At 68.9% G+C, this 12,193-nt stretch carries 11 protein-coding genes; 6 read left to right on the top strand and 5 right to left on the bottom strand.

The genetic code is table 11. The annotated features are described in order from the left end of the window. Positions 1–31: 31 nt before the first annotated feature. A complete protein-coding gene (locus FM105_RS11025; protein ID WP_087008126.1) occupies positions 32–919 on the bottom strand; it encodes a LysR family transcriptional regulator in 888 nt (295 codons plus the stop codon). Positions 920–1,010: 91 nt separating this feature from the next. Between FM105_RS11025 and FM105_RS11020 the strand changes: the two genes are divergently transcribed. From FM105_RS11020 to FM105_RS11010, 3 genes are all read left to right on the top strand, one after another. After that, entirely contained in the window at positions 1,011–2,036 is a 1,026-nt protein-coding gene (locus tag FM105_RS11020) for a malate dehydrogenase (RefSeq protein WP_087008124.1), read from the top strand. 142 nt (positions 2,037–2,178) lie between these two features. Then, positions 2,179–3,201 carry a 3-methyladenine DNA glycosylase gene (locus FM105_RS11015; RefSeq protein WP_256970349.1) on the top strand — a complete coding sequence of 341 codons (1,023 nt, stop codon included), beginning with the start codon at positions 2,179–2,181 and terminating at the stop codon, positions 3,199–3,201. Positions 3,202–3,230: 29 nt separating this feature from the next. After that, a complete protein-coding gene (locus tag FM105_RS11010; protein ID WP_087008122.1) occupies positions 3,231–4,280 on the top strand; it encodes an alcohol dehydrogenase catalytic domain-containing protein in 1,050 nt (349 codons plus the stop codon). 116 nt (positions 4,281–4,396) lie between these two features. On the opposite strand, the gene FM105_RS11005 is transcribed toward FM105_RS11010, so the two are convergent. From FM105_RS11005 to FM105_RS10995, 3 genes are all read right to left on the bottom strand, one after another. Next, positions 4,397–5,143 (bottom strand): maltokinase N-terminal cap-like domain-containing protein, encoded by a 747-nt coding sequence (locus FM105_RS11005; RefSeq protein WP_087008121.1) that lies wholly within the window; start codon positions 5,141–5,143, stop codon positions 4,397–4,399. Positions 5,144–5,149: 6 nt separating this feature from the next. Next, complete coding sequence (thyX, locus tag FM105_RS11000; protein WP_087008119.1) at positions 5,150–5,935, bottom strand: FAD-dependent thymidylate synthase; 786 nt, start codon at positions 5,933–5,935, stop codon at positions 5,150–5,152. Positions 5,936–6,042: 107 nt separating this feature from the next. Further along, positions 6,043–7,152 carry a lipoyl protein ligase domain-containing protein gene (locus FM105_RS10995; protein ID WP_373404777.1) on the bottom strand — a complete coding sequence of 370 codons (1,110 nt, stop codon included), beginning with the start codon at positions 7,150–7,152 and terminating at the stop codon, positions 6,043–6,045. Positions 7,153–7,296: 144 nt separating this feature from the next. Here FM105_RS10995 and FM105_RS10990 point away from each other — a divergent pair, with 144 nt between their 5' ends. Genes FM105_RS10990 through FM105_RS10980 form a run of 3 tightly spaced genes read left to right on the top strand, consistent with a single transcriptional unit; the run spans position 7,297 to position 9,586 of the window. Beyond that, complete coding sequence (locus FM105_RS10990) at positions 7,297–7,767, top strand: GntR family transcriptional regulator (RefSeq protein WP_087008117.1); 471 nt, start codon at positions 7,297–7,299, stop codon at positions 7,765–7,767. Next, complete coding sequence (locus FM105_RS10985; protein WP_087008116.1) at positions 7,767–8,753, top strand: ABC transporter ATP-binding protein; 987 nt, start codon at positions 7,767–7,769, stop codon at positions 8,751–8,753. The genes FM105_RS10990 and FM105_RS10985 overlap by 1 nt, the downstream gene beginning before the upstream one ends. Continuing rightward, on the top strand, positions 8,750–9,586 hold the full coding sequence (locus FM105_RS10980; RefSeq protein WP_256970348.1) for a hypothetical protein: 837 nt from the start codon (positions 8,750–8,752) through the stop codon (positions 9,584–9,586). The genes FM105_RS10985 and FM105_RS10980 overlap by 4 nt, the downstream gene beginning before the upstream one ends. Positions 9,587–9,920: 334 nt before the next feature. Here FM105_RS10980 and FM105_RS10975 read toward each other — a convergent pair whose 3' ends face one another. Then, positions 9,921–12,185, bottom strand: a complete 2,265-nt coding sequence (locus FM105_RS10975) for a prolyl oligopeptidase family serine peptidase (RefSeq protein WP_087008114.1) — start codon at positions 12,183–12,185, stop codon at positions 9,921–9,923. Between the last annotated feature and the right edge of the window lie 8 nt (positions 12,186–12,193).

The following is a 12,193-nucleotide window of genomic DNA, read 5'->3' as shown; positions in this document are numbered from 1 at the left end:
CGACGACACAGCCTCACCACACGCCACAGCGTCACACGTGAACAGACCTCGCGAGCACGTGATCGCGGAGCCGTCGTGCGGGCACACTCAGCGCCCCCGACGGCCACGCGAGCGCCACGACCCGTGACAGCCCGCCGCTGATCGGCACCTCACACGTGCCATCGACCGGATCGCGCCTGCGCGGCAGGAGCGCGCACCCAAGATCGAGTGCGACGAGCCTGCGCATCGTCCCGAACTCTGCCGCTTCGACAGCGATGGCCGGCACCTCGTCCACGCGGCGGAAGAGCTCGTCGGTGAGCGCACGCAGATGGAACTGCGGCGGGTTCGCGATGAGCGGCTCGCCCACAAGATCCTCCACATCGACCTCACTGCGTCCGGCCAGTCGGTGGCCGTTCGGCAGCACCGCGACGATCTCCTGCTCCGCAACAACGGTGTGGGGCAGCTGCGCCGGCGGTGGGATGACGAGTGCGAGGTCAAGCGAACCGGTGACCAGGCGCTCGACCAGCGATGCCCCGTGTTCCTGCACGAGGTGGAGCTCCACACCCGGGAAGGCACGCCTGAAGCCTGCGATGACTCCGGGAACAGGTTCCTCGCCGAGGGTGAGCGGGAATCCGAAGCGCACCGTGCCGTGCTCCGCGTCCGTCTCCGCTGCCGCCTCGATGAGTGCACGGTCGATCTCCGCGAGAGGCTCCCCGAGACGGCCCGTGAGCGTTCTGGCACGCGGGGTGAGTGCGACGCGGCGGCCCTGCCGCACGACGAGCGGCACTCCCAGCGCATCCTCGAGTCCCCTGATCCGTCGGCTCATCGTCGACTGCGGCACCCCCAGGGCCGCCGCCGCACCCGTCATGTGCCCGTCCTCACGCGCCAGTGCCACCAGCGCACGCAGATCCGGGGCGAAGCGCAGCGTCCATTCATCCATGAACGGATCATATCGACTAGATCATTCATTGGACGGCGCACAGGGCCGGGGCGGAGGATGCAGGCAACGCCACTCACACAGGAGGACCGCCATGACTCGCACGATCGCCGTCACCGGAGCCGCAGGAAGCATCGCCTACTCGTTGCTCTTCCGGCTGGCCGCCGGAGCCGTCTACGGGGCGGAGCCCGTCCGACTGCGGCTGCTCGAGGTCCCCCAGGCCGTCGACCGGCTGGAGGGCGTCCTCATGGAGCTCGCCGACTGCGCGTACCCGACACTCCTCGAGGCGACCGCGACAGATGATCCGGACGAGGCCTTCGCCGAGGCCGACGCCGCTCTGCTGATCGGCGCCGCACCGCGGACACAGGGGATGGACCGTGCCGACCTGCTGCGCGCCAACGGCGAGGTGTTCCGCGCGCATGGCGCCGCCCTGGGGCGCAGCGCGAAGGCGGACGTGCGGGTCGTCGTCGTGGGGAACCCCGCGAACACCAATGCGCTCATCGCCGCCCATCATGCGTCCCACCAGCAACGTGCCGACGGGCAGAGGATCGACCCGTCGCGCTTCACGGCGCTCACCCGGCTCGACCACAACAGGGCCCTGGGCATGCTCGCGCAGAAGGTCCAGGCACCGGTCGAGTCGATCGAGCGTGTGGCCATCTGGGGCAACCACTCCAACACGCAGGTGCCGGACCTCGCCGATGCGCTCATCGACGGCCGCCCGGCACCCGCGGTGCTCTCCGAGGTCTGCGGAGGTGCGGCGAACGCGCGTGCGTGGGTGAGAGATGAGTTCATCCCTCAGGTGGCGAACCGCGGTGCGGCGATCATCTCCGCACGAGGCGCCTCGTCGGCGGCATCCGCTGCATCGGCCGCGCTCGACCACCTGCGCGACTGGACATTCGGCACGAACGGAGCACGCGTGTCGATGGCGGTGCGCTCCGGCGGCGAGTACGGGGTGCCGGAGGGGCTCGTCTCGTCCTTCCCCTGCACCGTCGATGCTGACGGCGCTCATCGGATCGTCGACGGGCTGGACCTCGACGACGACCGACGCGCACGCATCGGAGCCTCCGTCGCAGAGCTCGCCGCAGAGCGCGACGAGGCGGCGGCTCTGGGCTTCGTCTGATCGGTGTGCTGGACTCCGTGAGAACTGCGAGTTGCCGCATCACGTGTGCGACGAACGTCGGGCACCACCGCCCGCCTTTGCCACCCACCCCTGTCGTCCTGCCACCCACCCCTCGCCGCCTGCCCGCGCCTACACTTGAGCCGTGTCCACACCCGCAGTCCTGACGTCGACAGTCCTCTCCGCCTCCGCCGCCGCGCAGCTGGCCGCCGACCACGCCGCCGCCGTGCACGAACGCACGGCCGCGCACCTCGCGCGCCGCGCCCGCGGGGAGAAGCACCCTGTCGAGGACTTCCTCCACACCTACTACCCCTTCACCCCCGGGCAGCTGTCGACATGGCACCCGGGCGCGGGCGTCGTGGTCCAGGCAGACGACCACGGCTCCGCGTTCCTCTCCGAGCTCGCCGGCCGGAAGTGGTACCGCGCAGTCGACCCGGCCCGGGCCTCGGCGGCGGTTCCGCTTGTCCGCGCCAGCCCGACCTCGGAAGCGGGCTCACCTCCGCAGGCCGCCCCGGCCTCGGCGGCGCCAGTCACCGTCGACCTCGCAAGCTGGCGGACCGCCCGCGGCGACGGCGCGCTGTTCATCCGCGATCTGCTGGCACGGACGCTGGAGCGGGAGGGGACCTTCGGCTGCTTCGGGCTCCACGAATGGGCGATGGTCTACAAGCAGTCCCCCGACGAGGTCCGCCACGACCAGGTGCCGCTGCGGCTCACCCACGCGCAGACCGACACCGTCGTGGAATCGCACCGCGTCCGCTGCTCCCACTTCGACGCGTTCCGGTTCTTCACCCCGGAGGCCCGACCGCTCAACGAGCTCGCCCCCACCAGGGACACGATGCAGGAGATGGAGCAGCCCGGCTGCCTGCACGGCGGCATGGACCTCTACAAGTGGGCGATGAAACTGGGCCCGATCGTCCCGTCCGACGTCACCCTCGCCGCATTCGACCTCGCGCGCGACATCCGGACCCTCGACATGGAGGCGAGCCCGTATGACGTGCGCGACTGGGGATACGGAGTCGTCGCCATCGAGACCACGGCGGGCAAGGCGGAGTACGTCCGCCGCCAGCGCGGCTTCGCGGACCGCGGCAACGAGATCCGCCGCCGTCTCATCACAGCGATCGATACCGCCCTGGCTGACGAGGCCGCCGCGCTGGACACCGGATGCTGACGGGCGCACCACCCTCTAGACTCCGCTCCATGCGCGCAGTCGTCTACGAATCCTTCGGCCAGACTCCGTCCGTCCAGGACGTCGAATCGCCCTCCGCACCCGCACACGGCGTCGTCATCGCCGTCGAGGCCACCGGCGTGTGCCGGTCGGACTGGCACGCGTGGGCCGGGCACGACGATTCGGTGTCCGTCCCCCACGTCCCCGGCCACGAGCTCGTGGGCCGCGTCGCCCGAGCAGGTGAGGCCGTCACCCGCTTCACCATCGGGGACCGTGTGACCGTCCCCTTCGTCTGCGGATGCGGGACCTGCGAGTTCTGCAGATCCGGGAATGCGCAGGTCTGCCCCACCCAGACGCAGCCGGGCTTCACCCACTGGGGCTCCTGGGCCGACGAGGTCGTCATCCACCACGCGGACACGAACCTGGTGACGGCCCCGGAGGACCTGCCCGCCGAGGCCGTCCTCCCCCTGGGCTGCCGGTTCGCCACCGCGTTCCGCGGGCTCCACGACCGTGCCCGGCTGAGCGCCGGCGAGGTCGTCGCCGTGTTCGGGTGCGGCGGTGTCGGCCTGTCCGCGATCATGATCGCCAAAGCGATCGGCGCAGACGTCGTCGCCGTCGACATCTCCCGGGACGCGCTCGAACTGGCGCGGACGATGGGGGCCGGCGCCTGCGTCGACTCGACCGGGCTCACCGAGGCCGAGGTCGCCGCCGCCGTCCGCGACGCCGCTGCCGGACTCGGCACGGACGTCGGCCCGCATGTGACGGTCGAGGCGCTGGGCCTCGAGACCACGCTCAACGCGGCACTCCAGTCGCTGCGGCCGCTGGGTCGCCACGTGCAGATCGGGCTGCTCTCCGGTCGTCCCACCACCGCGGTGCCGCAGGTGATCGGCCAGGAGCTCAGCCTGCTGGGATCCCACGGGATGGCGGCTGCGGATTACGGGCCGCTGGTCGCGCTCGTCGTCGAGGGGCGCCTGCGTCCCCAGGACCTCGTGACGCGCACGATCAGTCTCGAGGAGGCGCCCGCGGCGATGGAAGAGATGGCGCGGGGAAGCTCCACCGGACTCACGATCATCAGGCCGTGAGGCTCATCGGGCCGTGAGGCTCATCGGGATGTGAGGCTCATCAGGCCGTGAGGCTCATCGGGATGTGAGGCTCATCGGGCGTGAACCCAGTCGCGCCCTCTTAGGACCGCGGCAGGTCACACGACGATGCGCGCGAGCGTCACCGGCGGCTTCTGACCATCCCATGTGGCGACGAGCTGTCCGGCATCGACCGACCACCCGCCGGGAACGCCTTCTCCCTCTGCCGACGGGCTCCCGAGGTCCAGCACGTCGTAGACCTCCAGAGCGGTACCGCGCATGCTGATGAGCGTCCTGTCTCCCGCGTACCCGACTTCGGGCAGCGAAGCGGCGAGGGTCGGATCCGCAGAGCGCGCACCCTCGGCGCCGGCTGCTTCGTCCGCGTCCACGGCCGCTCGGGAGGGGTCGATCCCCGGGCCCGTTCCGTTCACGTTCGCAAGCCCCTCCGTGATGCGCGACTTGCTGCCGTCGTCCTCGACCAGGAACTGCTCCGCCGCACCGTCGGCGTCGGTGATCGCGAGCAGCAGCTCCGTCACGTAGACCGGGTCGTGCGCCGCCTCGTACACCCACCGCTCGCCCAGCACCGAATGATCCATGGTGGTCACGAGCGCCTCATCGGGAGCTTCGTCGAGCGGCGCACCGCGGTAGGTCAGCGGCACCTGCACGACGACCTCTCCAGCATCCGGCAGCGTCACCGCGACGATGTGCGTCTCGCAGCCGACCTCGCCGGCTGGATCGTCGAAGCGGAATGAGGTGAGCATCCGCAGGTCGGCTGCGGTGAGCTCCGTTCCGAACCGCGCGGAGAGCCGTCGTGCGACGACCTCCGTCTTCCGCGGGTGCAGGTCTGCGGCGAAGATGTCGGACATGATGGATCAGGCCTTTCTGGTCCCCGGGACCCAGGCGCCGTCCTCCACCGAGTAGTCGGCGAAGACTGCGGGCGCCTCGTCCTTCATGATCTCTGCGAGCTTGCCGAACACGAGGCGGATCTCCTCTTCGGCGCCCGGCGCGGTGCGCATCTCGATGACGTGGCGCAGCGAGCGCAGGTTGGCGGTGTAGACGATGCCGGTCCCCAGCCCTTCCGGTGCGAAGCGGCGCATGAACGAGGTCATGTGCTTCTTGTGCGCGAACTTCGTCCCCTCCTCATCGAGGCCGAAGTGGGACGCCATCCACGCCTGGTGCTCCTCCAGCGTGTCGAGGACCTTGAGCGAGCGCTCCATGAGCTCCTCGTCCTCGCGCGCCCATTCGGGGAACCAGAAGGGAAGCTCGTCCAGACGGACGTACCGCAGTGATTCCTGGGAGAAGGCGCAGCCCGCGCGGTGGCGGATGAGCTCGTGTGTCAGCACGCGGGACACGTTGTGGAGGATGAACGTGTAGTTCGCGTGCTCGAGCACCGATCCGTGCTGCGAGCGGATGACGTTGCCGACGTATTCGGAGGAGTCCGTGCGCACGCGGGAGACGTTCGGGTTGAGGCCGGGCTCCCACGAGCGATAGCACATGCGACCGGAGAACTCGACGAGGTCCTCGCCATCGGGCGACTCGGACGGCTGGACGCGGTCCGACCATGCACGGCCTCCCACCTCATCGAGGTAGGCGTTGACCGACTCCCAGTCGATCTGGGGCTTGGCGATGAGCGAGACTTCCGGTTCGACGTGGCGCACTTCTGTCCTTCTTCGCGGTTTCCGGGACGAGGTGGAGCGCGGCGATGACGCCGCGTCCCACGGGTGTCGCCAGTCTCCCACATCGCGGGGCGCCTCACCCACCGTCGTCACGGCACGCGGCGGGTCCATTTCTCCGTGCCGAACTTCTCCTCCACGAGCTCCTGGGCCGCCGCCATCTCCTGGCCCGTGACCTCGCCGGTGCGCGCACCGTACTTCGCGGTGAAGGTCTCGATCATCGTGCGGATGATCTCCTCCCGCGACACGCCCGTCTGACTGCGCACCGGATCGACGCGCTTCTTCGCACTCGCGATTCCCTTGTCGGAGATCTTCGCCTTCCCGATCCGCAGGACGTCGGTCATCTTGTCCGCATCGATGTCGTAGCTCATCGTCGCGTGGTGGATGACGGCGTTCCTCGTCCGCTTCTGGGCGGCTCCGCCGATCTTCCCCTTCGACGAGGTGATGTCGTTGATCGGCACGTACCAGGCGTTCACGCCGTGCTTCGCGAGCGCTTCGATCACCCATCGGTCCAGGTACGCGTACGACTCCGTGTAGTCGAGCCCTGCGACGATCTCCCGCGGCGCATAGAGGGAGTAGGTGATGCAGTTGCCGCCCTCCATGAACATCGCGCCGCCCCCGGTCACACGTCGGACGACTTCCACACCGTGCTCCTCGACGCCTTCGGGGTGCAGTTCGTTCATGTACGACTGGAAGGCCCCGATCACCACTGCGCGGTCGTCCCACTCCCAGATCCGGAGTGTGGGCCCGCGCCGGCCGGCTTCGACCTCCGCCAGGAGCAGCTGGTCGAGCGCGACATTGAGCCGCGTGGGCAGCACCGGGGTGTGGATGACCTCCCACGGGTAGTCCGCGAACTCACGCGCGCCCGCCAGTGCGCGGCGCACGACCGTCACGACGTCGTCGAGGCTGAAGCCCTGCAGGTCGAGGTCCTCGTCGAACGGCGCGAGTGCCGCTTCGAGGCGCTGCACCAGCGCCTCCGGGCCCTCCGTCGCCGAGGCCCCCACAAGTGCCGGTGCCAGCGCATCGAAGGCGTCCTCCGGGTCGAGGAAGAAGTCCCCGGAGATCTTCGCCTCCACGATCCGACCGTCCGCGGTCGTGAGGTCCGCGACGACGAGCTTGCCGCCGGGCACCTTGTACTCGCCGTGGTGCTGCTGCCTGTGCGTGCTGGAGTGTTCTGCCTTCGAGTGATCCATGCTCGTCATGCCTCCAACCTACTCGGTGCACACCGTTCGGCTGGGTGCACATCGTTCTGCTGGGTGCAGATCGTGCACCGACCCTTGACTCGACCCTCGGTTGAATGGTTACCTAGTCGAGTAACTAACCGATCCACCAGGGCAGGAGCTCGGATGTTCGATCAGGGTCGCCCCCTCTTCCTCCAGATCGCGGAATCGATCGAGGACTCGATCGTCGACGGCAGTCTCGAGGAGGAGTCCAAGGCGCCTTCCACGAACGAGCTCTCGACCTTCCATCGCATCAATCCGGCGACAGCGGCGAAGGGTGTCTCCGAACTCGTGGACCGGGGAATCCTCTACAAGAAGCGAGGAATCGGAATGTTCGTCGCCACCGGAGCCCGCACGCGACTCGTCGACGAGCGCACCCAGGGGTTCGCGCACGCCTACATCTCCCCTCTGCTCGCCGAGGCCCGCCGACTGCGACTGGGACCGGATGACGTCATCCGCCTCATCACAGAGCACCGGGACGACTCGGAGCGGACCGAACGGGCCGCAGAGCAGACAGACCCCACCGACCAGGCGGGCTCCACCGACCAGGCAGACCCCGCAGACCAGGCAGCCCACCGTGCACCACAGGAGGCATGATGACCGCCGTCATCGACGTCCAGAACCTCACCAAGCGCTACCGCAGCACCACCGCAGTCGACGACCTGAGTTTCCGCATCGAAGAGCATGCGATCTACGGGTTCCTCGGCAGCAACGGCGCCGGCAAGACCACGACGATGTCCATGCTCACGGCGCAGAACTTCCCCACATCGGGCAGCATCCGCGTGTTCGGGGAGCAGCCCTACGAGAACGCCCGCGTCCTGTCCCGGATGTGCTTCGTCCGCGAGAGCCAGAAGTACCCGGACGACTTCACCCCGCAGCACGCCTTCCGCTCCGCACGCCTGTTCTTTCCGCACTGGGACGAGGACTTCGCGCAAGAGCTCATCTCCGACTTCCGCCTGCCCCTGAAGACCACGATCAAGAAGCTGTCCCGCGGGCAGCTGTCCGCTGTCGGCGTCATCATCGGATTGGCAGCGCGGGCGGAGATCACGTTCTTCGATGAGCCGTACCTGGGACTCGATGCAGTGGCACGCGCGCTCTTCTACGACAGGCTCATGGAGGACTACGCGGAGCACCCGCGCACGATCGTCCTGTCGTCGCACCTCATCGATGAGATCGCGGACCTCATCGAGCGGGTCCTCATCATCGACGACGGGCACCTGCTGGTCGACGCGACGACTGATGACCTGCGCGGCCAGGCCGTGACGCTCACCGGCAGCGCCGACCAGGTGAACCGTTTCGTCGTGGGCCGCGAGGTCCTGCACCGTCAGTCGCTCGGCAACGTCTCATCCGCCACGGTGTTCGGCACGCTGAGCGATGCGGAGCTGACGGATGTGCGGGAGGCGGGCCTCGAGCGCACGCCCGTCCCGCTGCAGCAGCTCGTCGTCCACCTCACCCAGAAGAACCGGAACGGATCGTCCGAGGCACGACCCGGCGCACAGGCCGGTTCACAGGCCGGTTCACAGGTCGGCTCACAGGCCGGCACGGGATCCCGCTCCACTGATCCATCGGAGGCACGCACATGACCACCGCATCCACGACCACCACCTCGACCAGTACCTCGGCCAGCACAGGAGGCACGACCGTGACCACGACCGGCGACGCCGCCAGGGCGACAGGACCGATCCGCGCCCGTGCCGCTGATCCCCCGACGAGCGGCACCGCTTCGACCGGCTCACGCATCCTCAGCGTGGTACGGCTGCAGTTCGTCAATCGGTACACGTTCCTCTGGATCCCGCTCCTCATCATCGTCTCCGCCGTCCTCCTCTCCCTGGCGATCTACTGGATGGTCGACTCGGACTCCCCGGTGTACGGCGGCGGCGGTCAGGCTCCGCTCTGGTACTACCTGGCCGTGGGCGTCCAGGCGATGAGCCTCACGTTCCCGTTCTCCCAGGCGATGAGCCTCACGCGGCGCGAGTTCTTCCTCGGCACGGTCCTCGCCGCAGCGATCTCCGCCCTTGTGCTCGCCGCGTTCTACGTCCTCCTGGGACTCTTCGAGCAGGCGACCGACGGATACGGGATCAACGGCTACATCGCCTACCTCCCGTGGGTCTGGGAGAACGGTTGGGTGGGCACGGCAGCCGTCGTCGCCGCACTCACGATGTTCTTCTTCCTCACCGGGTTCTGGTTCGCCACGATCTACCGGCGCGCGGGGACGATCGCCGTCACGATCGCCGTCATAGGACTGGCCCTCGTGCTCCTCGCAGCGATCTTCATCATCACGCGGATGGAGGCGTGGTCGTCCGTGCTGGAGTTCTTCGCAACGATGGGACCGCTGGGGCTGGCAGGCATACTCGCTGGACTGGCAGTCGTCGTCGGGACAGGCTCCTGGGTCACCCTGCGCCGCTCGATGCACTGACGACTCGATGCAGTGAGGACTCGAAGCGCTGAGGACTCGAAGCGCTGAGGCCCGGCACGGCCCTCGAGCAGCACCCGGCCTCGAGCAGCACCCTCCCTGGAGTAGCAACCGACCTGGAGCAGCACCCTCCCTGGAGTCGAGTGAGTGCAATATGGCCCAGAATCGCCGATTCCGGGCCATATTGCACTCACTCGATCGGGTGTTGAGGGGGGCGGGTCACGCTCGGTGTCTCCGCGGCTCCGTCACTCCCGTACTCAGCCGTCCAGCCGCTCCGTCACTCAACCGCCCAGCCGTTTAACCATCCAGCCGCCCAGCCGTCCAGCCGTCCAGTCACTCAGCCGTTCAGCTGTCGCATGAGGAACGCGTAGGACAGCGCGCGGGTCTTGGCGGCCTGCTCGTTGTCCGACGCGGCGGAGTGGCCGCCCTCCCGGTCTTCGAAGAACCACACATGCTCCGCGCCGGCCTTCTGCATCCTCGCCGCCATCTTCCGCGCCTGCACCGGGCCGACGCGGTCGTCCGAGGTCGCCGTCCAGAAGAGGACGGGAGGATACGTCGTCCCTCCCTCCTCGTCGACGAGGTGGTACGGCGAGAAAGTCCGGATGAAGTTCCAGTCCGCGGGGTCGTCCGGGTCGCCGTACTCGGCGGCCCAGGAGGCTCCGGCGGACAGCTTCGTGTAGCGGCGCATGTCCAGGAGCGGGACTCCGCAGGAGACCGCGCCGAAGTCGTCGGGGAACTGCGTGAGCATGTTGCCGACCAGCAGGCCTCCGTTGGAGCCGCCGGAGCACGCGAGCTTCTGCGGCACCGTCACGCCCCGGGCGACGAGGTCGCGTGCGACGGCCACGAAGTCCTCGTAGGCACGCTGGCGGTTCTCCCGCAGCGCTGCCGTGTGCCAGCCGGGGCCGTACTCCCCGCCGCCGCGGATGTTCGCGATGACGTACGTGCCGCCCTTCTCCAGCCAGCCCAGCCCGATCGTCGGCGCGTAGCCGGGCAGCCGGCTGAGCTCGAAGCCGCCGTATCCGTCGAGCATGACGGGGGCGGGTTCGCCGTCTCCGCCTCCGTCTGCGGGACCCACCTGGAAGTACGGCACGCGGGTGCCGTCCGCGCTGCGGGTGAAGTGCTGGGTGACGGTGAGCCCCGTCGCGTCGAAGAGCTCAGGAGCCTGCTTGACCGCAGTCAGATCGGCATCGGGTTCCCCCGCGGTTCCGAGCGCGCCTCTTTGCAGCGTCGTGGGCGTGAGAAATCCGCTCACCGTCATCCACACGTCATTCGCCGTCGCCGGATCATCCGGGTCGACGGCCCCCAGGCCGACCGACAGCATCGGGTCCACACCCGGCAGCGCACGACCGGGCAGCGCACCGGGCCTCCCCGCAGGGACGTCTCCTGACGCAGCACCACCCTCGGACACAGCACCACCTTGGGACGCGGGCACGCCCCCGGAGACGAGGACCTCGCGGTCCACGACCCGCAGCTCCGCGCGCACATCGGTGAGGAAGGACAGCACCAGATGGTCCCGGGTGAGCGACCAGCCCTGCAGCGAGGTCCGCGGCTGGGGACCCTCCTCCGGGGCGAAGAGGACCATCGGCGCAGCGGACGCGGCTCCCCCGCCGTGGACGAATGTGTCATACGGCGCGACGGCGAGCGCCCCCGCCGGCACGGTGAAGGGAACGCCGTTCGGACCGGTGCCCGACCAGTCCGTGCGCGGCCGGAGGAGCAGGAGGTCCCGATCGACGTCGACGGAGACGTCCGTCGGGACGTCGATGAGCGTCCAGCTCACGGTGAGGTCATCCGCCTCTGCGATGCCGTCGTCGGTGACCGGGAGCTCTCGCATCCAGGTGCGGGAGTTGTAGAAGTCGATCGCCTCGACGATGACGGCCCGCTCGAATCCCGGTGTGCGGTCGACGCCGGTGAAGATGGACAGGAGCTCGACCGGCACGGACATGATCTCGCGGGCGTCCTCGAGCGCCTCTCCGCGTCGCAGCAGACGGGCGCTGCGCGGGTAGGTCGAATCGGTGAGCGATCCGGGTCCGAAGTCCGTCGCGATGAGCAGGGTGTCGTCATCGATCCAGCTCGCCTGCGCCTTCGCGGTGGGCAGCACGAAGCCGTCCGCCGGGTCGACGAACTCCTTCGTCTCGAGGTCGAACTCCCGGATCATATGGGCGTCGCCGCCGTCCGGGGACAGCGAGACGAGCGCACGACGGCGGTCGGTGCGGCGGACCCGGACGCCGTGGAACACCCACTCCGTCTCGTCGGCCGCGGCCAGCGCGTCGACGTCGAGCAGCAGCTCCCACTCCGGGCTGTCCGTCACGTAGGACTCCCAGGTGGTGCGGCGCCACAGGCCCTTGGGGTGGTCCCGGTCGCGCCAGAAGTTGTAGTAGAGGTCGCCCAGCTTGCTCACGCCGGGGATGCGGTCCTCCGAATCGAGGGCCCCGCGGATCGCGTCCGAAGTCGCCTTCGCATCGTCATCGAAGAACTCCGCGAGAGTCGCCTGGTTCTGCTCGTCCACCCAGGTGAGCGCATCTGCTCCCTCGATCTCCTCGAGCCAGAGGAACTCGTCGTGGGGCATGGGGGCGGCACCGGACTGCGCAGACGTTTCGACCATGGGCCCAC

The organism is Brevibacterium yomogidense, assembly GCF_900163715.1.
In the GTDB taxonomy this organism is placed as follows: domain Bacteria; phylum Actinomycetota; class Actinomycetes; order Actinomycetales; family Brevibacteriaceae; genus Brevibacterium; species Brevibacterium yomogidense_A.
Note: the sequence above shows the minus strand (reverse complement) of the source record. Positions and strands in the feature narration are given on the sequence as shown.